Below are 26,229 nucleotides of genomic sequence, written 5' to 3' on the forward strand. Positions count from 1 at the left end.
AAAGAAATATAGTGGTGACAAACGGGGCGAAATGAGAAAGAATAAATGAAAACAGTTATTGCAGCGGCATTGCTGGCGCTGGGTCTAAATAGTGTGGCGCAAGCGGCAACCACTTTTTTAAACGTGTCTTATGATCCGACACGTGAATTTTATCAAGAATATAATCAGGCATTTGGTCAGTACTGGAAAAAAAGAACAGGGCAAGAGGTTGATTTCAAGCAGTCGCATGGTGGTTCGGGTAAACAAGCCCGTTCAGTCATCGATGGCTTGCAAGCGGATGTGGTGACCTTGGCCTTGGCCAATGATATTGATGAAATTGCCAATGCAGGTTTAATTCGTAAAGATTGGCAAAAACAATTTAAAGACAACTCAGCACCATACACTTCAACAGTGGTGTTTTTGGTGCGTAAAGGCAACCCAAAGAATATTCGTGATTGGAATGACTTGACCAAGCCAGGTGTTGAAATCATTACCCCGAACCCGAAAACAGGTGGAGCGCCACGCTGGATTTATTTGGCGGCATGGGGTTATGCACTTAAACAACCGGGTGGTAACGATGCGAAAGCTCGTGAATTGGTGAAAAAGCTCTATCAAAATGTCAAAGTCTTGGATTCAGGTGCGCGCGGCTCCTTAACCACTTTTGCTGAGCGAGGTATTGGTGATGTGCTGTTGTCTTGGGAAAATGAGGCTTTATTGGCAACTCAAGGCTTAGGTAAAGATAAGTATGAAATTGTGTATCCATCAATTTCGATTTTGGCAGAGCCTTCAGTTGCGATTGTTGATAAAACCGTCGATAAAAATGGCAACCGTCAGCTAGCGCGTGGTTACTTGAATTTCCTTTATTCACCATTAGGACAAGATTTGGCTGCGAAATATTATTTCCGCCCACGTAATCCTCAAGTTGCGGCAAAATATGCACAACAATTTCCAAAGATTCAATTGTTCAAAATTAATGACGTGTTTGGTGGGTGGGCAAAGGCGCAAAAAACCCATTTTGTAAATGGTGCGATATTTGACCAAATCTATGCGGAAAAACCATAAACCAAATCCGTACTCAACATATTGCAAAAATTGAAAAAGCAAATACCAACTGTATTTGCTTTTTTATTGACTGAAAAATGATAAGAAAACGGTTTTATCTATGAAAAGTTAAGAATTCTCTACAAAAAGTCGTTTGGTACTGGCATAAAACAAGGTGATAATGTGCAGTTACATTTTCAGCTGTTGATTCTTTTCTTATGTCGCATATTTCTGTCTTACTTCATGAAACCGTTGATGGCGTATTGGCAGGTCGCGATACTGGTATTTTTGTTGATGCGACTTTTGGTCGTGGCGGACACACCCAGCTATTACTGTCCAAATTAGATGCCAATGCGCGTGTCTATGCTTTCGATAAAGATCCACAAGCCCTTGAAGTTGCTGCACAATTAGAACAAGAAGACTCGCGCTTTAAAATCATTCATGCCAGTTTTGCCGATATTCAAACAGAACTTGCCAACATTGGCATTACTGAAGTGGATGGGATCATGGCTGATCTTGGGGTTTCATCACCACAACTCGATCAGGCAGAACGTGGTTTTAGCTTTATGCAAAACGGGCCACTGGATATGCGTATGGACAATTCGCAAGGCCCAACAGCTGCACAATGGTTACTTGAAATCGAAGAAGAAAAACTCGCAAATATTATTTACCAATATGGTGAAGAACGTTATAGCCGCCGTATTGCCAAAGCGATTAAACTGGCAGGGGAAATGACCACAACGGCACAACTGGCAGAGGTGGTCAAAACAGCACATCCAAAGTGGGAAAAGCATAAGCATCCTGCCACACGAACCTTCCAAGCGATTCGTATTGCCATTAACAAAGAACTTGATGATATCGAGAGCTTTTTACCGCAAGCTGTCAGTTTGTTAAAAGCAACGGGGCAATTGGCCGTGATTAGCTTTCATTCTTTGGAAGATCGTTTAATTAAGCAGTTTATCCAAAAAGAATCGAGCTTACCTGAAGATTCGGGTTGGGGCATGCCTCAAGCACAGGTGGATACTCGACGTTTAAAGAAAGTCTCTCGTATTCGTGCGAGTGAAGCAGAAGTAAAAGCAAATCCTCGTTCACGTAGTGCGTGGCTACGTGTGGCAGAGCGTTTAGAGCAAAAAGGCTGAGAATGAACAACAACAATGATGATGACGTGATATCAAGTAGCAGAAAGGGACTGAAAAAGGTTGCTGTTTATGCTGTACTCGTTGCACTGGTGTTCACCAGTGCAATGATGGTGGTATTTCAGGTATTTGAATATCGTCATGATTATCGTGACTTGAGTGCATATATGCGTGAACGAGATGATTTAAACGCAGAATGGGGGCGTTTATTGATTGAGCAGCAAACCTTTGGGGCAACCGCCCAGATCGGTTCACGCGCAGTGACGCAACTCCGTATGTTCTCACCACCAGCGACACAGACGGTTGTGATTTCTTTACCTATGACTTCAAAGCAAGATAAATAAGGCATGCTGTATGGCAGATAAGCGAAGCAAACCAATACGAAAAAAACAGCAGTCCATTTCTGAAAGACCGACCCTTACTTTAGATATGTGGCGATTTTACTTGCTTTGGGGCACTGTGCTGCTGTGCTTTGTGGTGCTGATTGCGCGTGCTTTCTATGTGCAGGTGGTCAATAAAGACTTTCTGCAAAATAAAGCCAATGCCAATATTCTGCGGACGGAGCGATTGGAGGCGATGCGTGGCGTGATCAGTGATCGTCACGGCGTACCTTTGGCGATTAGTACGCCGATCATGAAAATTGTGATTGACCCGAGAGATTATTGGGACACGAAACAGCAATTTGATGAAATTACCGCGGAGCTGAAAAAAGATCCGAATAACCGTAAATTAAAACGCCAATTGCCTGATAAAAACTTGAATCTTGATGAGTTGGCAGATGCTGTTGGGGTTGATCGTGCAGATTTGAAAAAACAAATGCAGGCGCGTCCACGCTCACGCTATTTGGTCTTACAAAAAGAAATTCCACCGCAACAAGCGGACTTGATCACTAAGCGTAATTTCCAAGGTGTTTATGCAGAGAAAAGCTATAAGCGCTACTATCCGCAGCCACAACCGAATGCTCAGATTATTGGGTTGACCAATAGTGAAGGGGTGGGGATTGAAGGTTTGGAAATGCAGCTGAATAAACAGTTGTCAGGTGTTGATGGCGAGCAAAAAATTATTCGGGATAAAAAGGGCAACCGCCTCAAAGTTTCTGAAGTCATTAAAGAAGTCGAGTCGGGTGAAAATGTCACCCTGAGTATCGACTCGCGTTTGCAATATATTATGTACCGTGAATTGACTGCGGCAGGTGTGGCCAATAATGCCCGCTCAGCAACGGCGATTGCGGTGGATGTCAAAACGGGTGAAATTTTGGCGATGACCAGTTGGCCATCGTATAACCCGAACGATAAAAATGGTCTTAGCAACAAAGATGCGATGCGTAACCGTGGCGCGATTGATATGTTTGAGCCAGGCTCAACCATGAAACCTTTTACCGTGGCTGCGGCGTTGGAAAGTGGTAAATATACCCCAAATACCATCGTCAACACTTCACCAGGTTCAATGCGTTTAGGTTGGCATACCATTCGTGATACGCATAACTATGGTGCCTTAACAGTTTCTGGCGTGATTATTAAATCTTCGAACGTCGGTTCGGCCAAGATTGCACTCTCTTTACCTAAAGATACGGTACCGTCTTTCTTTAGGCGTGCGGGCTTTGGGCATCGTTCGGCGGTGAAGTTCCCGGGTGAAAGTGCTGGTTTACTTTATTCAGGCGATAAGCTGAATCCGTCTCAATTAGGGACCATGGCCTATGGTTATGGCTTGAATGCGACCATTTTGCAGGTCGCACAAGGTTATGCCATGTTGGCGAATCATGGTGTGCAAATGCCCTTGAGCTTGCGTAAGTTAGACAAAGCCCCTGAAGGTACGCAAGTCTTAGCCCCTAAAATTGCGGATCAAGTACTGACCATGCTTGAACAAGTAACCATGCCAGGCGGAACCGCGAAACAAGCGGTAATCCCTGGTTATCGTGTCGGCGGTAAAACAGGGACGGCACATAAATTACGTGCCGACCGTAAAGGCTATTCAAACAGCGAATATCGTGCTTTATTTGCAGGGGTTGCGCCGATCAGTGATCCTCGTTTAGCCATGATTGTGGTGGTTGAAAATCCACAAGGTCGCTACTACGGTGGTTTGGTGGCAGCACCCGTATTTGCACGTATTATGCAAGAGTCCTTACGTTTACTGAACGTACCTTTAGATAAGCCCCTTGATACTTCTATAAAATCCAATCCGTAGGTAGATTATGTCGATTCGTTTTCAACAGATACATCCGATCAACATCGATGCGGCTTGGTATACACAGCCTTTTCAAGGCTTTTGTCTAGACAGTCGCAAGGTTGAACAAGGGCAGATTTTTATTGCACTGAGTAGTTATAGCCAACCTGAAAAAACCCGCCAATTTGCACAAAATGCTTTGGATGCAGGTGCATTGGCGATCATTAGCGAGACTGCTTTAGGTTTTGCGAATGAGTGGGTTTGTCCAGATGTGCGCTATTTGATGGGTGAGTGGCAAAAGCAATATTTGCAAGCAGTTGATCCTGTAACCACATTGCGTGGAATTGCAGTTACAGGAACCAATGGTAAAACCACGATTTCACGTCTAATCGCAGAGTTGGTGAGTTCACAAGGCAAGGGTTGCGCAGTCATGGGCACCACGGGTAATGGGATTTTGCCGAATTTAACCCCATCAACACATACCACTTTGGATGCTTTACAATTACAACTCGCCCTGCATGATTATGCTAAACAGGGGGCAAGTTTTGTGGCATTGGAAGCCAGCTCTCATGGTTTGGAGCAAGGCCGCCTGAATGGCTGTGAACTTGAAATCGCGGTGTATAGCAATTTAAGCCGTGATCATTTGGATTATCACGGGACTTTGGAGGCGTATGCCGAAGCTAAAGCTTTGTTATTCAAATTCACAACTTTAAAGGCTGTGGTCATTAATCTTGATGATGCATATGCACATCTGATGTTGAATGCTGCGAAAGCCAATCCAGCACAACCTAAAATTCTGACTTATTCTTTGACTCAGACGACAGCGGATTATTATATTGCGGATTTGCAATATCGTTTGAGTGGAGCTAGTTTTACGTTAATTGCTCCGACAGGTCACTATGTGGTGCAAAGTCCATTACTTGGGCAGTTTAATGTTGAGAATTTATTGGCCAGCCTGATTGCGGCAGAGTATGCCGGTTTTAGCTTGGCGGATTTAGTCCAGTTTGTACCGCAGCTCCAAGGTGCACCGGGGCGTATGCAGGTGATTCAGGATGCAGAGCGTTTATTTGTGGTGGATTATGCACATACCCCTGATGCCTTGATTCAGGTATTGACGACATTAAAGCGTCATGTCACGGGGCAGCTTTGGGTGGTATTTGGTTGTGGTGGCGACCGGGATCGTGGCAAGCGTCCATTGATGACACAGGCTGCACTAGATCATGCGAATCCTGTGATTCTCACCTCAGACAATCCGCGTACTGAAAATCCTGAACAGATTTTTGCAGACATGAAACAAGGGATTCACTTTACAGAACATGTGATGCATGAAATCCATGATCGTCGTGAAGCGATTAAATTTGTAGTCGCACAAGCTCAAGCGGGTGATATTGTGGTGATTGCAGGTAAGGGACATGAAAACTATCAAGAGATTGATGGGGTTCGTCACTGGTTTGATGATGTGGTTGAGGTGCAGTCTGCGATTGCTGCACAGCCACATTCTGTCGATTCAGCATATTCTGCGCAATAAGCTTAAAAGGTAAATAAAGCATATGCATACTTCAACGACCAGTACCGTTCCATTACAAGCTTGGACCGCAGAACAATTACAACAAGCGACCCAAGGCGAGTGGTTTCAGCACAATATTCCACAAGGTGAAATTAAACGTATTTTAACCGACTCACGTCATGCCGAAGCTGGTGATGCTTTTCTTGCCTTAAAAGGTGAGCGTTTTGATGCGCATACTTTTGTCGCGCAAGTTGCGAAGCAAGGTTGTCAAATTGCCATTGTCGAACATCCTGTTGATGCAGATATTGCACAGTTGATCGTAAAAGATACCCGTCTGGCGTTGGGGCAGCTCGGTGCTTATCGCCGTCAACAGAATTCACAGCTCAAAGTGATTGCTTTGACAGGTAGTAGTGGCAAAACCACCACCAAAGAAATGTTGGGCAGTATTTTATCTGGTTTGGCACCGACCTTAATTACCCGTGGCAACCTGAATAATGATTTGGGCGTGCCGATGATGTTGCTTGAGCTACGTCCTGAGCATCAATATGCTGTGATGGAGTTGGGCGCGAGTCATCAAGGTGAAATTGATTACACCTCGAATTTGGTGCAGCCGCATGTGGCAGGCATTTTGAATATTGGTACCGCACATCTGGGTGAGTTTGGTGGACGCGAGGGCATTTGCCGTGCCAAGTCTGAAATTTATGCGCATATCTTGCCTGAAGGGATTGCGATCGTCCCTGCGCAGGATGATTTTAGTGAGACCATTCGCCAAAATGCACAAGCACATTCAAGCTTGAGTTTTGGTGAAGGTGGCGATGTATTTGCAACCGAAGTTCAGCTGCATCCTCAATCGGCGCAATTTAATTTGCATACACCACAGGGGATGCGTGCAGTGAATTTGCCATTTGCAGGCGCGCATAATGTCCAGAATGCCGCTGCAGCGACTGCTTTTGCACTCGCGCTTGGTATTGCACTGGATGATATTGTACAAGGTCTGGAGCAAGCGCAAGGGGCGAAAGGTCGGTTGAACTTTATTCAACACCAAAATCATTTATTTATTGATGATACCTATAATGCCAATCCAACTTCGATGCGTGCAGCAGCACAGGTTTTGTTGCAGCAGCAAGGCTTAAAAGTCATGGTGATGGGAGATATTGGGGAACTCGGTGACAGCAGTTGGCAAGAACATCATGATTTAGGGCACGACTTAGCAATGTTGCCGCTGGATCAATTGGTTGTGGTCGGGGAGTTTGCAACCGCTGCACAACAGGGCTCAGCCAATGCAGCAAAGTTACATGCCTTTGCCTCTCAAACAGAAGCATTACCGTTTTTAATTAATTTAGTCCAAACACATCAACCCCAGTCAATGAGTTTCCTCTTCAAAGGGTCTCGTTATACCCATATGGAAACGTTGATGGCTGACTTGATGGAGAAAATTTAAATGTTGTTATGGTTATTTGAACAATTGGCGGACTATAACAGTTCGTTTCAAGTTGTTCGTTATTTAACATTACGCTCTTTATTGAGTTTGCTGACGGCCTTGACGATCGGACTGGTGCTAGGCCCTGTCATGATTCGTAAATTACAAGCATTAAAATATGGTCAGGCGGTGAGCTCTTTTGCCCCTGAAAACCATGCCAAAAAAATGGGGACCCCAACCATGGGCGGGATTTTAATCCTGCTTTCTATTGGAATCAGTACGCTATTGTGGGCGGATTTATCCAATCCTTATGTCTGGATTGTGCTGGGCGTCATGGTGGTGTTCGGTGCTGTGGGTTGGGCGGATGACTGGATTAAAGTTCGTTATAAAGACAATGCGGGTTTGCCTGCACGTAAGAAATTTTTCTGGACCTCAGTGGCTTCGCTTGGTGCAGGTATTGCACTATATGTCATTGCAAAACAGCAAGATAGCGTGGTTCATACCGCGAATATGCTGGATTTGTTGATTCCATTCTTTAAAAATCTCTCTATTCCACTTTCAGCGATCCCATTAGGTTTGGCATTTATTGGATTCACCTATCTGGTGATTAATGGCGCATCTAATGCGGTCAATTTGACCGATGGTCTGGATGGCTTGGCGATTATGCCGATTGTGATGGTGGCCGCAGGTTTAGGGGTATTTGCTTATTTATCTGGTGATATCCGTTTTGCCAATTATTTGCACATTCCTTATGTTAAATATACCTCTGAGCTGGTAGTGATCTGTTCAGCTATGGTCGGTGCGGGTTTGGCTTTCCTTTGGTACAATGCGCACCCAGCCCAAGTCTTTATGGGTGATGTTGGTGCCTTGGCGCTTGGTGCAATGCTTGGTACGATTGCGGTGATGGTTCGTCAGGAAATCGTATTTGCCATTATGGGCGGTGTGTTTGTGATGGAAGCGGTTTCGGTGTTTTTGCAGATCGGTTCATTGCGGATGCGCAATAAGCGCGTATTCTTGATGGCCCCTTTGCATCATCATTATGAAAAGCAAGGTTGGAAGGAAACCCAAGTCGTGATTCGTTTCTGGATCATTACTATTTTCCTCGTGGTATTGGGCTTAATGACGCTAAAATTACGTTAAACCAAGATTCAAAAAGAAGCTGGTGATCACCAGCTTTTTTTATGTTTGGAGAAAATAGATGAGTTTGTTGATGTGTCCTGTTTGTCGCCAATCATTGAATTTGGTTGCGAATTCTTGGCAGTGTGAAAAAGGGCATCATTATGATGTAGCCAAACAGGGCTATGTCAATTTGCATGTGGTCCAGCATAAGCATAGTAAAAGCCCAGGAGACACGCCAGAGTCGGTATTGGCACGTCGTGAGTTTTTGCAGGCAGGTTTTTATCAACCCTTACAACACGCAGTTGTGGCATTGTTACAACAATTGCAGCCCAAGGCTGTCTTGGACATTGGTTGTGGTGAAGGTTATTACACCAGTGCTATGCAAGCTTATACACAGCAATGTATTGGGGTCGATATTGCCAAAACAGCGGTACAACGTGCAGCGAAGTTAAATAACAAGGTAACTTGGGTGGTGGGAACGGGGGCAACATTGCCAGTTCGGGATCATGTGCTGGATCTTTGTACCAGTTTGTTTAGTCCAATACCGCAAGATGAAATCGTAAGAGTATTGCGTGATGATGGTTATTTAATTGTGGTGACCCCTGCACCAAAACATCTCTATGATTTGCGTGAAGCCTTATTTGAGCAAGTTAATTTACATGAGCCAGAGAAGTTTGTGCAACAGTTGGATGCTCAGTTTGAGTTAATGCAAGCACAGATCGTTGAAGCACCCATGCAATTGGATCAGCAAGCATTAAAGAACTTAATTGCGATGACGCCATATGCCTACAAAGCCAATCCTGAGCGCCGTAACGCCTTAGAGCAGGTACAGGGCTTTACAGCGACTGCAGCCTTTCAAATTTATTTGTTTCAGAAAAGAAAGAAGCCATCAATGTGATGGCTTCTTTTTTATTTACTGGATTTGATTGATCAAATGCTCAATCCCATCCTTTTCTTTCGGTGGAGGTGCTGGGTTTGATGAATTCGAGCCCATTGCTGGTGGTTGCTTTTTAGCAGGTACAATTGGTTGTTCGTCAGTTGATGAGCTTGTTCCAGGTAAGTCTGAAAAATCATTTTGTACTGAACGTGTTGGCGCTGGTGGCGCTGGACGATACAGTGGACGAGCCAGTGGTGGAGAAGCACGATATTCTTTTTTATCTTCGCTTTGCTGAATCTGCAATTTATCACGAGAGATCGGATCTTTTGCTTCTTTATCCAAACGAACCCATGCAGATGGGGTATCTTTTAATGAGTTCCCCATAAAGTTGGTCCAGATTGGAAGTGCGGCAACGCCACCGTATTCGCGGCGACCGAGTGTACGCGGTTGGTCAAAACCAACCCAAGCAATCGCGACCAACTTGCCATTAAAGCCAGCGAACCATGCATCTTTGGCATCATTGGTTGTCCCTGTTTTGCCCCCTAAATCATCACGACCAATTTTAAGTGCCGCTCGACCTGTACCGTGCTGGATCACATCACGCAAAATGTTGGCCATGTCATAGGCAGAGCTCGATTTTAAGATGCGTTGGGCTTGACGGTAATCACTGTTGGTTTTGGTAGTTGGTGCCGTATCCGCTGTGAGCATTTGTGCTTCGGAAGCAGCAGTGGATTCATCTAAGCTTTGATTGGTCACATCGGTGACTTGGTCCTTGGATTGATCTTTATCAGCTGCTTGCTGTTTTGAATCTACATTGGCGCTACTAATACACGGGATACAGGCGTAGTCAGGTTTCGCTTCGTAAATGACCTTACCAGCTGCATCTTCAATACGCTTAATGAAGTGTGGCTGAATACGGTAACCGCCATTGGCAAAAGTGGCATAGCCTGTTGCCATTTGAATTGGTAGTACCTGTGGTGTACCAAGGGCAATGGTATAGTTACGTGGAATTTGATCATCTTGTAGACCAAAATCCATAAACAATTGACGAGTACGCTCAATCCCAACGTTTTGTAATAAACGTACAGAAACGGTATTTCGAGATAAATATAAGGCACGACGTAAAGGAATCATGCCCAGATAGCGACCATCTGAGTTTCTTGGAGACCATTTGCCAATGGTAATAGGACTGTCATTGACCATGCTATAAGGTGTCATGCCACGCTCTAAAGCCAATGCATAGACAAAAGGCTTAATGGTGGAACCTGGTTGTCTCCAACCTTGTATAGCACGGTTAAACTTCGATTGATAAAAGTTATAGCCTCCGACAACAGCTTCGATTGCACCGTCATTGGGATTAATGGCAATCAGTTGTCCTTGAACTTTCGGCACTTGAACCAAAGACCAAACGGTTTTACCTTCATTTGGACGCAAGCGAATAATGTCTTTGACTTTGACAATCTGTGAGGCATTCGATGGTGCACCACCGACGCTATTGGCGTTGCGATAAGGACGAACCCAAGACATACCAGACCAATTCACGGTCACTGTTGAGCCATCTTGCATCAAGGCATCAAAAGAGTTTTTATTGACCTTGACCACTTGCGCAGGGTAGGTGTTGGCATAAGCCATAAATTGCTTCAATGGTTTATCGTGTGCTTCAGGGCCACGCCAGCCATGACGACGGTCATAAGCCTCTAGACCATTTTGAATCGCTTGTTCAGCATAACGTTGACGTTTGCTATCAATAGTCGTGTAAACCTTGTAGCCTGAGTCAACCGCTTGTTCACCAAAATGTTCGACCAATTCTGAGCGAACCATTTCACCTACATAAGGGAATACATTGCTCACTGAGCGATCAACCATATTCAAATTGATCGGTTCTGCGACCGCTTGTTGATATTGATTTTGGTTAATGTAGCCGAGTTGTAGCATACGACCTAAAATCCAGTTACGGCGTTCAAGGGCGCGTTCAGGATTTACGACAGGATTGTATTTTGATGGTGCCTTGGGTAGACCTGCAATCATCGCCATTTGTGCAGTGCTAAGTTCATTAATATTTTTGTTGTAATAGACACGTGCGGCAGCTGCAATTCCATAGGCATTTTTACCTAAGAAAATTTTATTGACGTAAGCGGTCAGAATTTCCTGTTTTGTTAAGTTTTGCTCGATTTTACGTGCCAGAAACACTTCTGTTAGTTTGCGTCGAAGTGTTCGGTCTGGACTTAAATAATAGTTTTTCGCTACCTGCATGGTAATGGTCGAGCCCCCAGTTTGGACATCAGACCCTGTAACAGATTCAGTCAGTGCTCGCCCAAGCCCTTTAAAACTAATCCCATTGTGCTCAAAAAAGGATGAGTCTTCCGCTGCCAGAAAGGCGTGGATAAAAGAAGGAGGGATCTGTTCATATTTAACAGGAATGGATAATTTTCCGCCATATTCCGCAATTAACTGATCATCTGTCGTATAGACTTGCAATGGTTTTAGTAAAGGCGCTTTTTTGAGTGAACTCATATCTGGCAGTGAAGGTGCAAGATAGAGATACATGCCATAAAATCCCATTGGAAGTGAGACTAAGATAATAATAATGATCAAAAAAAATGGGCGAACAATACCAGAACTGGATAGCTTTTTCATAATAAGTAAGTTTTAATAAGAGCGAATGGCAAACTAATTGTGGTCAGTATATCCTTTAGACTTGCGGATTGTTAGATGAGTTATTGTATCCGTAGCAATTAAAGACCAAAACAAAATTAGTGTGTTGTATTTTTGGGGATAAAAAAATAAATAGGAAAGTACTGTGCTCAGGTTATATCGTAAACCAAATAAGGGGTTAGTGGGTGTCGATATTAGTTCGACAACTGTTAAGTTATTGGAGCTCTCTGTAAAGAACGGTAGATATTGGGTTGAAAGTTATGCGGTGATGCCATTGCCTGAAAGCAGTGTCGTGGAAAAAAGCATACTGAATCCAGAGGCGGTAGGTGATGCACTTGAGAGGGTGGTCAACCTTGCCAATCCTCATGCCACCAATGTTGCAGTTGCTGTGCCGACATCCATGGTCATTAACAAGATTATCGAGATGGATGCCGACATGACGGATGAAGAACGTGAAGTTCAAATCCGCATGGATGCTGAGCAATACATTCCGTTCCCATTAGATGAAGTCAGTCTTGATTTTGAAGTTTTACCTGATCGTTTAGCGAATCCAAATCGGGTCAATGTCCTCTTAGTTGCAACACGGACTGAGAATGTCGATACACGTGTCGAGGTTCTAGAGCTGGCTGGCCTAACTGCAAAAATTGCTGAAGTAGAAAGCTATGCGATGGAGCGTGCATTCAGTGTATTTGCTGATACCTTGCCAATGGGTGCAAATACGGTTGGGATCTTAGATATTGGTCATACCATGACCACTTTGTCGGTGATGCAAAAAGGCAAAATCATTTATACCCGTGAGCAGGTCTTTGGTGGTCGTCAACTGACTCAAGATGTACAGACTCGTTACGGTCTTTCTTTTGAAGAAGCAGGGCGTGCTAAGAAAGAGCGCACCTTGCCAGATGATTACGATACCGAAGTCCTTGAGCCTTTCTTGGATGCTGTGGTTCAACAGGCGGCACGTTCGCTCCAGTTCTTCTTTTCATCTTCACAATTCAATGAAATTGACCATATTTTGTTGGCGGGCGGGAATGCCAATATTCCAGGCCTTGCCAAGTTATTACAACAAAAACTCGGTTATCGCGTCACCATTGCCAATCCATTCCTACAAATGGGTTTTTCTCCCCAAATTGATATTAAAAAAATTGAAAACGATGCTTCCTCTTTAATGGTGGCATGTGGTTTGGCATTGAGGAGTTTTGATTAATGGCAAAGATTAACTTACTCCCTTGGCGTGATGAGCTAAGAGAACAACGAAAGAAACAGTTTGTCGCATTTTGCGTTGGGGTCGCTGCATTAGGCATTGCTTCGGTATTTTTTGGATGGATGTACTTTGATCATAAACTCAATGACCAAGAACAAGCCAATCAATTGATTGTCAGTACCAATCAAAACTTAGATACGCAACTCAAAGCACTGGATGGTTTGCAGGAACGTCGTAACGCCATTATTGAGCGGATGAAACTGATCCAAGGCTTACAAGGACAACGTCCAATTACCGTCCGCTTGGTGGATGAATTGGTTCGAGTCACGCCACCGACAATGTACTTAACCAAATTTAGTCGTACAGGGGATAAATTCACGATTGAAGGAAAGGCAGAAAGCCCGAATACCGTGGCTGAACTGTTACGTAATCTAGAGGCTTCGCCTTGGTATCGAAATGCCTTTATGAACTCCTTCCTTGCCGTGGATGAAAACAAAAATAAAGACAAAACAGCAACGTCGTTGGTGCCTCGTGTTGAGGAAAATTATGGCAGTTTTGTGGTCACTGTAGATCTGGGTGAGATCGGGACAGTTGCGGAAGCTGCACCAACATCAGAAGCAGCCGCATCAGGGGTAGTCGGGGTGGCAAAATGAAGTTAGATAAAGCTGATGATTTAAATCAAGATACCGTTGCGATCAAGAAAAAGAAAATGACGGTTGAACAGTTTTTCCAACAGTTTAATACGTTGGATATGAACAATTATGGTAGTTGGCCACTATCGGTCAAAATTACCTGCTGGATTTTTGTGTTCTTGGCAGTTGTTGCATTAGGTTATTTTGTAGTGATCAAGTCTCAACTTGAATCCATCGCGAATGAGCAAGCCAAAGAGCAAAGCTTACTCAATGAGTTTAGAGAGAAAGATTCAAAATTACGTAATTTGCAACAATACCAAGCACAACTGCAAGAAATGGAAGCGAATTTTAATCAACAGTTAGAACAGCTGCCTAAAGAAACAGAAATTCCGAGTTTGGTTGAGGATATCAACTTAACCGGTGTGAATTCTGGATTGAAATTTAAAAACATCCGTCTAGAAAGTGAAGTGAAGCAAGAGTTCTTTATTGAGCAGCCAATCAGTATTGATGCCACAGGTGATTATCATGCCTTTGGTGCATTTGTCACGGGCATTGCCGCTTTGCCACGTATTGTGACCTTGCATGACTTTACGGTTGAAGCAAAAGAAGATACGCAGAAAAAATCTGACATTCCTGTAGTGAACTATACCGTTAAAGCAAAAACCTATCGTTATATTGGTGTTGATGAGCATGTAAATGAATCAAAAGCACCGAAAGATAATCCACCTGTCTCAGGAGGAAAATAGTAAATGAATAATTATAAATTGCTACTGAGTTTTCTGCTTGGGTTGGGCTTGGTTGGGTGTGATTCCCGGATTGATGCGGTCAGTCAAAAAATGGCGGAAATCCGTAATCAACCACCTTTGCCGATTGAACCAGCACCCGTATTTAGCCCTGTGCCTTTGTTTAATTACGCAGCACATCAGTTAAAAAGTCCTTTCATGCCAAGTTCTTTGGCAGCTGAATTGAAGATTATGGCAGGGAAGCGGGTTTATCCGAATTTTAATCGCCAGCCACAGCCTTTAGAGGCGTATGCATTAGAGTCATTGAACATGAAAGGCAGCATGAGGGGGAAACGTAGTGATACGATTGCTCTGCTTCAGACACCAGATGGTCAAATTGAACGGGTGCAAGTGGGAAGTTATTTGGGGATGAACCAAGGTCGCATTATTAAAATTAGCCCGACTCAAATCGATTTGGTGGAGATTGTACCCGATGGCCGAGAGGGCTATGTCGAAAGACCTCGTACACTCGTTTTAATTGGACCAGCGCCGTAAGATTAAGGGAATAACAATGAAAAAACAGTTTAAAGATTCTTTATTTGGGGAAGCGAAGACCATGAATCATGCATTCCGTCAATTTTCTATGGGTGCTGTTGCAATTGCGGTGATGCAAGTTGCATCGGCGCAAGTGAGTATGACCAATATTGTACCGATGAGTTTGGCTGATCAGGGCACGGAAATTCGTGTGATGTTTAATGGTCTTCCACCACAACCACAAGCGTACCAGCTTGAGCAGCCGTCTCGTTTGATTTTGGATTTTGATAAGGCTCAGCAGAGTTTAAAGCAAAACTCAATTCCTGTTTCAACAGCAGAGGCCAGTTCGATTGAGGTTGCGTCAGATGATCAACGTTCTCGTGTGATTGTGAATTTAAAAGAGGCGGGTGCGTTTACGACACGAGTTGAAGGCAATACTTTTGTATTGAAAATTAATTCAGCGAAACCGACTAGCGTGAATGCACCATCAGTTAGTTCACGTCAGATACAACAAGGCGTTTCCAATATTGGTTTCCAACGAGGAAATCAAGGTGAAGGTCTGGTCGTGATTGATTTGTTGGGCAGTAATACCCCAGTCGATGTGCAACAACAAGGCAGTAAGATTGTCGTACGTACGATGGGGAACAAAATTCCGACTCATTTAGCGCGTCGTTTAAATACCAATGATTTTGCAACACCAGTTGCCAGTATTGATGCATATAATGACAAAGGCAATGGGGTGATTACCATTCAGTCTGCGGGTAGCTATGAATATATGGCCTATCAAGCAGAAAACAAGCTGACCATTAGTTTGAAACGTCCTGAAGATAAATCTCCTGCAAAGGCGAAGGCGCATACTTATACGGGCAATAAAATCTCATTAGATTTCCAAGATATTGAAGTGCGTCGTGTATTGCAGCTCTTGGCTGATTTTACTGGCATCAATATGGTGGCAGCAGATACGGTACAAGGGAATATTACCCTGCGCCTTAAAGATGTGCCATGGGATCAAGCTCTTGATATTGTATTAAAAACCAAAAATTTGGATAAGCGCCGTAATGGTAATGTGATTTGGATTGCACCTGTTTCTGAGCTGATTAAAGCAGAAGAGGAAGAGGCGAAAGCGATTGCACAGAGTGTGAAGCTAGCTCCGTTGCAAACAGAATATATCCAGTTAAGTTATGCAAAAGCCGTAGATATTGAGAAGCTGATTACTCAAGGCAAAAATGTTAACAATAACGGTAGCAATGGTAATAGTAATAACTCGGGTAATAACTCAGGATCAATGTTAAGCAATGATACCTTAGAGGGCGGCTTATTAAGCCCACGAGGCACCATATCGATTGACCCTCGAACCAATACTTTAATTTTGAATGATACTTCACAAAAAATTGACCAGATTCGAAAAATGGTGGATTTACTCGACGTACCCGTTAAACAAGTGATGGTTGAAGCGCGTATTGTACGTGCCAGCACTGACTTTACGAAAGAGATGGGGGTGAAGTGGGGGATTTTATCACAAGGAATTACCAACAATAATGATCTGTTGGTTGGGGGAAGTGATACAACCTTATGGAATTTACGCAAGCCAGAGAAAAATGATGATACAGGGGGCTGGAAGTATGAAATTGAACGTCCAGATAACCTGAATGTGGACTTAGGTGCGACGACCGCCGGTGCTAGCCGTATTGCGTTTGGTTTAATTAGTTTGTCTGATTTTATGCTGGATTTGGAGCTGTCTGCAGTGCAGGCGGATGGTTATGGTGAAGTCATTTCAACACCGAAAGTCATGACAGCCGACAAGCAACCAGCAAAAGTCATGTCAGGGACACAAGTTCCATATCAAACAGTCACAGGAACAGCGGGTAACCAGACGACCAGTACCGCATTCAAAGATGTATTGCTGAGTTTGGATGTTACGCCAAGTATTACACCTGAAGGGAAAGTGCAAATGAGATTAAATATCTCAAATGACTCGATTGGACAACCCGCACCAAATGGACAACTGATCCTGAATAAGAATGCAATTGATACCAATGTATTGGTTGATAATGGTGAAACTGTTGTTTTAGGCGGGATTTTTGAGCAATCGAATCGTAATGCCCAAACCAAAGTGCCATTCTTGGGAGACATTCCTTATCTAGGGAGATTATTCCGAAGAGATCTAAAAACTGAAAATAAAAGTGAACTGCTTATTTTTGTGACACCGAGAATTGTTAATGACACTTTGACCAGAAATCATTAATATATTTTCAATAATTGCAATGAATATAGGTGGCGCGTTGCCAAGCAAAGCGTTTGAAACCCTACCAAATGTTTATTTGGTAGGGCCGATGGGGGCAGGAAAAACAACAGTTGGCCGACATTTAGCAGAATTGTTAGGTCGAGATTTTATTGATAGTGATCATGAAATTGAACGTAAAACAGGTGCGACCATTCCGTGGATTTTTGAAAAAGAAGGTGAAGTCGGATTTCGTTTACGTGAAACCAATGTTTTAAATGACTTAACCTCTCGTCCATTATTGGTACTGGCGACGGGTGGTGGTGCTGTTACTCAACCGAAAAATCGAGAATTTCTAAAACAACGTGGCATCGTTGTTTATCTTTATACACCTGTAGAATTACAACTACAGCGAACCTACCGTGATAAAAATCGCCCATTATTACAAGTCGAAAATCCAGAGCAAAAATTACGTGATCTCTTGGCGATCCGCGATCCTTTGTATCGTGAGGTTGCGCACTATATTATTGAAACAAATCAAGGTGCGGCACGGGATTTAGCGCAACGCATTTTGCACGTTATTTTATCTAAACAAGTTTAAGTCGTTTCTGGTTGGTCTAAGTTTATGCAAACGTTACATGTTGAGTTAGGTGATCGTCGTTATCCAATCTTTATTGGCAGTCATTTAGATCCTAAAACCTTACTTGAGCCCTATTTACATGGCAGACAAGTCATGTTGGTGTCCAATACAACGGTTGCGCCACTCTACCTACAACATTATCTTAATGCTTTAACCCAGTTGGAAAAACAGGTTGCACAGTGCATCTTGCCAGATGGTGAAAAATATAAAGATATTCAGCACCTGAATTTAATTTTTGATGCTTTATTAGAAGCGGGTTTTAACCGTGACTGTACCGTACTGGCTTTGGGTGGCGGCGTGATTGGGGATATGGCAGGTTTTGCATCAGCCTGTTTCCAGCGTGGCGTAAACTTTGTGCAGGTACCCACTACTTTATTGTCGCAAGTCGATTCCAGTGTTGGTGGCAAGACGGGGATTAATCACCCCTTAGGTAAAAATATGTTAGGGGCTTTCCAGCAACCGCAAGTGGTGCTTGCCGATATGGCGCAATTGGATACTTTGCCTGACCGTGAATTGTCTGCAGGTTTGGCGGAAGTGATTAAATATGCCTTACTTGGTGATGTCGATTTTCTGGTCTGGTTAGAGCAAAACATAGATGCCTTGGTTGGGCGTGATGCAAACTTACTGGCTGAAGCCGTTTTTCGCTCATGTGCGCATAAAGCACGTATCGTGGCCAATGATGAAAAAGAACAGGGTGAGCGTGCGTTGCTCAATCTTGGGCATACTTTTGGGCATGCGATTGAATCCTATCTAGGCTATGGCACATGGTTACATGGTGAGGCGGTAGCAACAGGAATGGTGATGGCGGCAGATTTGTCGCAGCGTTTAGGCTGGATCACTGCTGAAGATTTGCAACGTACAAAAAATATCATTCACCGTGCTCATTTACCGATATCATGTCCGAAAATTCCATTAGATGAATTCTTGGCTTATATGTCGCACGATAAAAAAGTCTTAAATGGTCAATTACGCTTGGTTTTATTGAAAAAATTAGGGCAAGCGGTGATTACCAAAGATTTTGATATTGAGCTGATGAAACAATCTATTCTTGCAAATCAATCTGCATAATTAATCATTTGGGAAAAGCATGGCTGTATCACGATCAATTTGGCAAAATATTCAACAATATAGCTGGCTCGTTTTTGCTGTGGCGTGTTTAATTGCTGCATTGATATTCTGGGGCGTGACGGATAGTAAGGCGCTCGTGAAAGAACAACAGCCAGCTGAAAAAGAAACTCAGGCTCAGATTCAGATTCAACCTGAAAAAGTTGCAGCGACCACGCATTTAGGCGCGCTTTCAGATGAAGTTAAGCCTCTGGATTTGACCACGCGTGTCGTGGTTTCCAATGAGCATGCGCCTGAATTCCGTGGCACCAAATTTATTAAAGAAAATCAGCGCCAATGGACCATGGAAATTTTCCGTAGTTCAGATGAGGCAATTGTTAAAAACTTTTTGTTAAACCGTGAAGACCGTAGAAAGTTTGTGTATTTTCGCTTGAGTGGTGAAGATCAGGTTGAGCAATATGTACTTGCTTATGGTGTGTTTAGCAGTGCCGAAGATGCAAGCCGTCAATTTGCGCAATTGAATTTGGCCTTACCTGAATCAATTCAACCTACAGCCCACCAGCTATCCAGTTATGCTGCCTTGGTCAATGATTTGGGTTCTGATGAAATGAAGTCGGCAACCAATCAGCTCTATGCTGTGCAATTAAGACCTGCTGCATTGCCACGCGTGGATGAAAGTTTATTGATTGGAACAACATCTGCCTCAAGCAACGCACGTAGCACAGATACATCGAGCACAGTAAAAACCACCGTCACACAGCGTGATGCGCAGGGTAATGTGGTGAACGTAAAACAAACCCAATCTGCACCGAAACCACCTGCAACTGCTGAAAAAATAAAAGAAAATTCAGATGCTTCTAAGCGTGAAGTGAGTGATCCTTTTAATTAAAATTGCACCATTAATGTGCGTTAATGATTCTTTTTATAGCATGATGATAGTTTTTGGTGCATTTTTGTGCGCAAAAATGAGCTCCCTCTTCCTTGTATCTTGATGTTATTTTAACTTTTTTAATGATTTAGTAAAAACATGCCTATATGGCATGTTTTTTGCTTTTTTGTGGTGCTAATTTGTCTGCTCATTGCCCTGTTTTGTGCTAAACAGTTCATTAATTGGGTGAAATGGAAAGTTTTTGTGCTTTACAAACCTAGGTGAAGGTGTAATAACTGAAAACACTTTATAGGGTGCAATCTTGTAAAGGAAAGACGTATATTGCAAATTCGCCATGAAAAATGTTTTCGCGAAGCATTGAACTTTGTATGAGTTAATCGGCAATATCGCAGAAAATGAATTGATTGTTTGTTGCTCGAAAGAGCCATGTTGAAAGAAGGGTACGCTATGCACATGCCATCGCCTAATACTGTAGCTCCCGCTCAAGGTTTATATCAGCCTGACGAGTTTAAGGATAACTGTGGTTTTGGTCTGATTGCCCATATGAAGGGTGACTCAAGCCATCATCTGGTCGAAACTGCGATTCACAGTTTAAGTTGCATGACGCACCGTGGTGGTATTGCCGCGGATGGTAAGACAGGAGATGGTTGCGGATTGTTATTGGCGATGCCGAAACAATTTTTCCGTGAAGAAGCACAGAAATTAGGCAGTAACCTGACTGAAATTTTTGCTGCAGGAACTGTATTCCTAAACATCGATCCTGCTTTAGCGCAAAATGCCAAAAATATTTTAAATAAAGAAATTGCTGCTGAAGGTTTAACTGTTGCAGCATGGCGTGTTGTACCTACAAATAATGATGCCTTGGGTGAGATTGCACTACAATCCTTACCTGCATTTGAACAAATTCTCGTGAACTGCCCGATGGGTTTAACTGAGGTTGAGTTTAACCGTAAACTCTTCTTAGCTCGTCGTCGTGCAGAACAACAATTACAAAATGATCCGCTTTTCTATGTGACTACGTTGGCGACAACGGTGATCAGCTATAAAGGTTTGATGATGCCAGCGGCAATTGCTGACTTCTATACCGACTTGGCGGATGCGCGTTTAACCTCGCATATTGTGGTGTTCCACCAACGTTTCTCGACCAACACGCTACCACGTTGGCCGTTGGCGCAGCCGTTCCGTTATTTGGCACACAATGGTGAAATTAACACCATTACAGCAAACCGTAACTGGGCATTGGCACGTACGCCAAAATTCGAAAATCCATTACTACCAGGTTTAACGGAGTTAAATCCAATTGTGAACCGTACTGGCTCGGATTCTTCAAGCTTAGATAACATGCTTGAAATCTTGGTGGGTGGTGGTATGGACCTGTTCCGTGCACTCCGTATGTTGGTTCCGCCAGCATGGCAAAACGTTGAGACTTTAGACGCTGACTTACGTGCATTCTATGAGTTTAACTCGAAGCATATGGAAGCCTGGGATGGTCCAGCGGGTCTGGTGATTCAAGATGGTCGTCATGCGATCTGTATGCTTGACCGTAATGGTTTACGTCCAGCACGTTGGGTGATCACCAAGAATGATTACATCACACTTGCATCAGAAATTGGTGTATGGGGTTATGAACCTGAAGATGTGGTGTCTAAAGGTCGTGTGGGCCCAGGTCAAATTTTAGTGATTGATACTTTGACTGGCAAAGTGCTGGATACCAAAGATGTCAGTAACCATCTGAAAAATATGCGTCCATACCGTGAATGGTTACGTGATCATGCCATCCGTTTACAAGCTAATCCTCAGCTTGAAGAGCAGTTGCTTGACCAAGGTTTAACGGGTGATGCATTAAAAGCAGCTCAAAAAATGTTTATGGTGACATTTGAAGAGCGCGACCAATTGTTACGTCCAATCGCAGAAAGTGGCCAAGAAGCAGTCGGTTCAATGGGTGATGATACGCCAATGGCGGTATTGTCTCGTCAAGTGCGTCACGTGTCTGATTACTTCCGTCAACAGTTTGCGCAAGTGACTAACCCACCAATCGACCCATTACGTGAATCAATCGTCATGTCATTGGAAACCTGTTTGGGGCGTGAACAGAACGTGTTTGAGCAAGGCCCAGAACATGCGGATCGGATCATCATTTCAAGCCCTGTATTGTCAAATTCGAAAATGCAGCAGCTTCGTGACGTTGAAAAAGAACGTGAAGGTTATGGCGTTGTTGATATCGATCTGAACTATGCAGAAGCTGAAGGTTTACAAGCAGCGATTGCGCGGATTTGTGAAGAAGCTGCACAAGCGGTTCGTGATGGTAAAACACTGATTGTGCTCACCGATAAGAACCTGCGTGAAGGTTTCTTACCTGCAAACTCTGCATTGGCAACAGGCGCTGTGCACCATCATTTAATTAAAACTGGTTTGCGTACCGATGCAAACATTTTAGTTGAAACAGGTTTTGCTCGTGATCCACACCAATTTGCAGTCTTGTTAGGTTTTGGTGCAACTGCGGTATATCCATACTTGGCTTATGACGTGATCAATGACTTGGTTGCGAAAGGCGAACTTTTGGGTGACCCAATCCATGCACAAGCCAACTTCCGTAAAGGGATTGAGAAAGGCTTACTCAAAGTTCTTTCTAAGATGGGAATCTCGACGGTTGCTTCTTATCGTGGCGGTCAATTGTTTGAAGCGGTGGGTCTATCATCTGAAGTGGTCGATAAATGTTTCCTTGGTGTACCTAGCCGTATCCAAGGTGCGACTTTTGCTGACCTTGAAAATGACCAGAAAAAATTGGCGACCACAGCTTGGCAACATCGTAAGCCGATTGATCAAGGTGGTTTGCTTAAATTCGTATTTGGTAAAGAGTATCACGCGTTTAACCCAGACGTGATTAACTCACTGCATAAAGCGGTGCGTTCAGGTCAATACCAAGACTTTAAAGAATATGCAGAGCTGGTGAATAACCGTCCTGTTGCAACGATTCGTGACTTATTTAAGTTGAAAACCACGGATTCAATTGCCTTGGATCAGGTTGAAACGATTGAAGAGATTCTGCCACGCTTTGACTCTGCGGGCATGTCTTTAGGTGCATTGTCACCAGAAGCACATGAAGCCATTGCCATTGCCATGAACACCATTGGTGGTCGTTCAAACTCAGGTGAGGGCGGTGAAGATCCAGCGCGTTATGGCACCATCCGTAACTCGAAGATCAAACAGATTGCATCAGGTCGTTTCGGTGTTACCCCTGCATACTTAACCTCTGCAGAAGTATTGCAGATTAAAGTGGCGCAGGGTGCAAAACCAGGTGAAGGTGGTCAGTTACCAGGCGGTAAAGTGAATGGCTTAATTGCGCGTTTACGTTACTCAGTGCCGGGTGTAACGCTGATTTCGCCACCACCACACCATGATATTTATTCGATTGAAGATTTATCACAATTGATTTTTGACTTGAAACAAGTCAACCCTCAAGCGATGGTTTCAGTAAAACTGGTATCTGAGCCGGGCGTTGGTACGATTGCTGCGGGTGTGGCAAAAGCCTATGCCGATTTTATTACCATTTCGGGTTATGACGGTGGTACAGCTGCATCACCATTGTCATCGATTCACCATGCGGGTTCGCCATGGGAGTTGGGTCTCAGTGAAGCGCATCAAGCGTTACGTGTGAATGACTTGCGTGGCAAGGTGCGTGTACAAACCGATGGTGGTTTGAAAACTGGTCTAGACGTGATCAAAGCTGCGATTTTAGGTGCTGAAAGCTTTGGTTTTGGTTCAACGCCAATGATTGCATTAGGTTGTAAATACCTGCGTATTTGTCACTTAAATAACTGTGCGACCGGTGTAGCAACACAACAAGATCATTTACGTCAAGAGCATTATATTGGCGAGCCACAAATGCTAATCAACTTCTTCAAGTTTATTGCAGAAGAAACGCGTGAATGGCTAGCCGCATTGGGTGTTGCATCACTCAAAGATTTGATTGGCCGTGTTGATTTACTCGAAGTTTTACCAGGTGAAACAGAGAAACATGCACATCTTGATCTCAGTGCGTTATTGACGTCGCATCCTTCTGCAGAAGGTAAGGCACAATATTGCCAAGTTCAAGGCAATGCACCATTTGATAAGGGTGTCTTGGCTGAGAAAATGGTGGCTGAAATGTTGCCAGCGATTGAAGCAGGTCAAGGTGGTTCATTCAACTTCACTGTGGGTAACTGTGACCGTTCGATTGGTGCACGTATCTCTGGTGAGATTGCGCGTCGCTATGGCAACTTGGGGATGGAAAGCAGCCCAGTGGTGATGAACCTTGTCGGGACTGCAGGTCAGTCGCTTGGGGTTTGGAACGCAGGTGGTTTGCATATCAAACTGGAAGGTGATGCCAACGACTATGTCGGTAAAGGGATGGCGGGTGGTCGCGTATCGATCTTCCCACCAAAAGGTTCACCATTCCAAACCCAAAACACAGCAATCATTGGTAACACCTGTTTATATGGTGCAACGGGCGGTAAAGTCTTTGCAGCTGGTACTGCAGGCGAGCGTTTCGCAGTTCGTAACTCAGGTGCATTTGCGGTGATTGAAGGTGCTGGCGACCACTGTTGTGAATATATGACCGGTGGTGTAGTGACGGTATTGGGTAAAGTCGGTCATAACTTCGGTGCAGGGATGACAGGTGGTTTCGCCTATGTTCTCGACCTTGATAATGACTTTGTGGATTATTACAACCATGAGCTGATTGATCTGAATCGTATTTCTACTGAGGCGATGGAAGATCATAAAGAGAATTTATTACGTATTCTGGATGAGCATATCCAAGAGACAGGTAGTGCTTGGGCCTACAAAATCCGTAATGAGTTCGACTTCTATAGTCGTAAGTTCTGGCTTGTAAAACCGAAAGCTGCTAATTTGCAAACGCTTTTGAAAACAACCCAAGCTGACCCACAATAATTCCACGACTGCAAAGACATAGGCAGGTGCAGCGGTGAAGGACATCACTGCGCCTACCCACGGAGAGAGACATGGCAGAGCGCCTTAATAATGACTTTCAATTTCTGGATGTAGCACGCCAAGATCCAGAGAAAAAAGATATTACTGTCCGCAAGGCAGAGTTTGTGGAAATTTATAAACCTTTTACCGCGGAAGTGGCTGCAAACCAGACCCACCGTTGTTTAGGGTGTGGTAACCCGTATTGTGAGTGGAAATGTCCAGTTCATAACTACATTCCAAACTGGCTAAAGCTCATTGCAGAAGGTCAGATTTTCCAAGCAGCTGAACTGTGCCATCAAACCAATACCTTGCCAGAAGTCTGTGGTCGTGTTTGCCCACAAGACCGACTTTGTGAAGGTGCATGTACTTTAAACGATGGTTTTGGTGCAGTCACGATTGGTAATGCGGAAAAATATATCAATGATACTGCTTTCGCTTTGGGCTGGCGTCCAGACATGTCTGGGGTCAAATGGACCAATAAGAAAGTGGCGATCATTGGTGCAGGTCCTGCAGGTTTAGGCTGTGCGGATATTTTGGCGCGTGGTGGAGTTAAACCAGTTGTATTTGACAAGCGTCCTGAAATTGGTGGTCTACTCACATTTGGTATTCCAGAATTTAAAATGGAAAAAGATGTGATGAAACGTCGCCGTGAGATTTTCACGGGGATGGGCATTGAATTCCGTTTAAATACTGAAATTGGTGTGGATGTGACCATTGAGCAATTGCTTGCGGAATACGATGCCGTGTTTATGGGCATGGGTACTTATACCTATATGAAAGGTGGTTTCCCTGGTGAAGATCTTGACGGTGTTTACGATGCCTTAGATTTCTTGATTGCCAACGTGAACCGTTGCCAAGGTTGGGAAAAAGATCCAAGCGAATACATCAGTGTCGATGGTAAAAAGGTGATCGTTTTAGGTGGTGGTGATACGGCCATGGACTGTAACCGTACTTCATTACGTCAAGGTGCGCATGATGTAACTTGTGCTTATCGCCGTGATGAAAGCAACATGCCAGGTTCTGCACGTGAAGTGAAGAATGCCTATGAAGAGGGTGTAAAATTCCTGTTCAACCGTCAGCCAATCGAGATTGTGGGCGAGAATGGTAAAGTCACAGGCGTTAAGGTGGTCACTACACAAATGGGTGAGCCTGACAGCCGTGGCCGTCGTAGCCCTGAACCAATTCCGGGTTCTGAAGAAATTCTACCAGCAGATGCCGTATTATTGGCCTTTGGTTTCCGTCCAAGCCCAGCAGACTGGTTCGGTGGTGCGAATGTGAGTTTAGATGGTTCAGGCCGTGTGGTTGCGGCTGAACAGCAAGAATTTAAATTCCAGACTTCGAATCCAAAAATCTTCGCAGGTGGAGATATGGTTCGTGGTTCTGACTTGGTGGTCACCGCGATCTGGGAAGGTCGTCAAGCTGCTGAAGGCATCTTGGATTATCTTGGTGTATAAACC

At 44.0% G+C, this 26,229-nt stretch carries 18 protein-coding genes and 1 pseudogene; 18 read left to right on the plus strand and 1 reads right to left on the minus strand.

Features of this window, described 5'->3' with window-relative positions; genetic code table 11:
* The first annotated feature begins 45 nt into the window (after nucleotides 1–45).
* The 8 genes and pseudogenes from V6E90_RS09730 (at nucleotide 46) to V6E90_RS09765 (ending at nucleotide 9,263) form a co-directional block, all read left to right on the plus strand.
* On the plus strand, nucleotides 46–1,041 hold the full coding sequence (locus V6E90_RS09730) for a sulfate ABC transporter substrate-binding protein (protein ID WP_016542713.1): 996 nt from the start codon (nucleotides 46–48) through the stop codon (nucleotides 1,039–1,041).
* 197 nt (nucleotides 1,042–1,238) lie between these two features.
* On the plus strand, nucleotides 1,239–2,159 hold the full coding sequence (rsmH, locus tag V6E90_RS09735) for a 16S rRNA (cytosine(1402)-N(4))-methyltransferase RsmH (protein WP_016542714.1): 921 nt from the start codon (nucleotides 1,239–1,241) through the stop codon (nucleotides 2,157–2,159).
* 2 nt (nucleotides 2,160–2,161) lie between these two features.
* The gene (gene ftsL, locus V6E90_RS09740) at nucleotides 2,162–2,500 is read left to right on the plus strand and encodes a cell division protein FtsL (protein WP_004657403.1); all 339 of its coding nucleotides are present in this window, start codon (nucleotides 2,162–2,164) and stop codon (nucleotides 2,498–2,500) included.
* Between the two features lie 10 nt (nucleotides 2,501–2,510).
* Nucleotides 2,511–4,344 (plus strand): annotated as a pseudogene (gene ftsI, locus V6E90_RS09745) (penicillin-binding protein PBP3).
* 3 nt (nucleotides 4,345–4,347) lie between these two features.
* Nucleotides 4,348–5,847 (plus strand): UDP-N-acetylmuramoyl-L-alanyl-D-glutamate--2,6-diaminopimelate ligase, encoded by a 1,500-nt coding sequence (locus V6E90_RS09750; protein WP_332605231.1) that lies wholly within the window; start codon nucleotides 4,348–4,350, stop codon nucleotides 5,845–5,847.
* A gap of 22 nt (nucleotides 5,848–5,869) precedes the next feature.
* The gene (locus tag V6E90_RS09755) at nucleotides 5,870–7,267 is read left to right on the plus strand and encodes a UDP-N-acetylmuramoyl-tripeptide--D-alanyl-D-alanine ligase (RefSeq protein WP_262756346.1); all 1,398 of its coding nucleotides are present in this window, start codon (nucleotides 5,870–5,872) and stop codon (nucleotides 7,265–7,267) included.
* Nucleotides 7,268–8,386: a phospho-N-acetylmuramoyl-pentapeptide-transferase gene (mraY, locus tag V6E90_RS09760; RefSeq protein WP_016542718.1), complete on the plus strand. Its 1,119-nt coding sequence runs from the start codon at nucleotides 7,268–7,270 to the stop codon at nucleotides 8,384–8,386.
* A gap of 58 nt (nucleotides 8,387–8,444) precedes the next feature.
* Nucleotides 8,445–9,263, plus strand: coding sequence for a putative RNA methyltransferase (locus tag V6E90_RS09765; protein ID WP_332605232.1), 819 nt, complete (start codon nucleotides 8,445–8,447; stop codon nucleotides 9,261–9,263).
* 15 nt (nucleotides 9,264–9,278) lie between these two features.
* Here the strand turns inward: V6E90_RS09765 and ponA are convergent, their stop codons facing one another.
* A complete protein-coding gene (gene ponA, locus V6E90_RS09770; protein WP_332605233.1) occupies nucleotides 9,279–11,879 on the minus strand; it encodes a penicillin-binding protein PBP1a in 2,601 nt (866 codons plus the stop codon).
* A 163-nt stretch (nucleotides 11,880–12,042) separates the two neighbouring features.
* Here ponA and V6E90_RS09775 point away from each other — a divergent pair, with 163 nt between their 5' ends.
* The 10 genes from V6E90_RS09775 to V6E90_RS09820 all read left to right on the plus strand — a co-directional run bounded on the left by V6E90_RS09775 (nucleotide 12,043) and on the right by V6E90_RS09820 (nucleotide 26,226).
* Nucleotides 12,043–13,101 carry a pilus assembly protein PilM gene (locus tag V6E90_RS09775; RefSeq protein ID WP_016542721.1) on the plus strand — a complete coding sequence of 353 codons (1,059 nt, stop codon included), beginning with the start codon at nucleotides 12,043–12,045 and terminating at the stop codon, nucleotides 13,099–13,101.
* Nucleotides 13,101–13,751 (plus strand): PilN domain-containing protein, encoded by a 651-nt coding sequence (locus V6E90_RS09780; protein WP_016542722.1) that lies wholly within the window; start codon nucleotides 13,101–13,103, stop codon nucleotides 13,749–13,751. Before V6E90_RS09775 ends, V6E90_RS09780 begins: the two co-directional genes overlap by 1 nt.
* Nucleotides 13,748–14,476 (plus strand): type 4a pilus biogenesis protein PilO, encoded by a 729-nt coding sequence (locus V6E90_RS09785; RefSeq protein ID WP_016542723.1) that lies wholly within the window; start codon nucleotides 13,748–13,750, stop codon nucleotides 14,474–14,476. The genes V6E90_RS09780 and V6E90_RS09785 overlap by 4 nt, the downstream gene beginning before the upstream one ends.
* Before the next feature lie 3 nt (nucleotides 14,477–14,479).
* Nucleotides 14,480–15,007 (plus strand): pilus assembly protein PilP, encoded by a 528-nt coding sequence (locus V6E90_RS09790; protein WP_016542724.1) that lies wholly within the window; start codon nucleotides 14,480–14,482, stop codon nucleotides 15,005–15,007.
* A 61-nt stretch (nucleotides 15,008–15,068) separates the two neighbouring features.
* Complete coding sequence (gene pilQ / locus V6E90_RS09795; RefSeq protein ID WP_171068252.1) at nucleotides 15,069–17,231, plus strand: type IV pilus secretin PilQ; 2,163 nt, start codon at nucleotides 15,069–15,071, stop codon at nucleotides 17,229–17,231.
* Nucleotides 17,232–17,250: 19 nt separating this feature from the next.
* A complete protein-coding gene (gene aroK, locus V6E90_RS09800) occupies nucleotides 17,251–17,808 on the plus strand; it encodes a shikimate kinase AroK (RefSeq protein WP_004657425.1) in 558 nt (185 codons plus the stop codon).
* A 24-nt stretch (nucleotides 17,809–17,832) separates the two neighbouring features.
* Nucleotides 17,833–18,915 carry a 3-dehydroquinate synthase gene (aroB, locus tag V6E90_RS09805; protein ID WP_016542727.1) on the plus strand — a complete coding sequence of 361 codons (1,083 nt, stop codon included), beginning with the start codon at nucleotides 17,833–17,835 and terminating at the stop codon, nucleotides 18,913–18,915.
* Nucleotides 18,916–18,934: 19 nt separating this feature from the next.
* On the plus strand, nucleotides 18,935–19,801 hold the full coding sequence (locus V6E90_RS09810) for a hypothetical protein (protein ID WP_065343215.1): 867 nt from the start codon (nucleotides 18,935–18,937) through the stop codon (nucleotides 19,799–19,801).
* A gap of 453 nt (nucleotides 19,802–20,254) precedes the next feature.
* Nucleotides 20,255–24,733 carry a glutamate synthase large subunit gene (gltB, locus tag V6E90_RS09815; RefSeq protein ID WP_171257957.1) on the plus strand — a complete coding sequence of 1,493 codons (4,479 nt, stop codon included), beginning with the start codon at nucleotides 20,255–20,257 and terminating at the stop codon, nucleotides 24,731–24,733.
* Nucleotides 24,734–24,804: 71 nt separating this feature from the next.
* Nucleotides 24,805–26,226: an FAD-dependent oxidoreductase gene (locus V6E90_RS09820; protein WP_016542730.1), complete on the plus strand. Its 1,422-nt coding sequence runs from the start codon at nucleotides 24,805–24,807 to the stop codon at nucleotides 26,224–26,226.
* Nucleotides 26,227–26,229 lie beyond the last annotated feature (3 nt).

Source organism: Acinetobacter sp. ESBL14 (genome assembly GCF_036668815.1).
In the GTDB taxonomy this organism is placed as follows: domain Bacteria; phylum Pseudomonadota; class Gammaproteobacteria; order Pseudomonadales; family Moraxellaceae; genus Acinetobacter; species Acinetobacter gyllenbergii.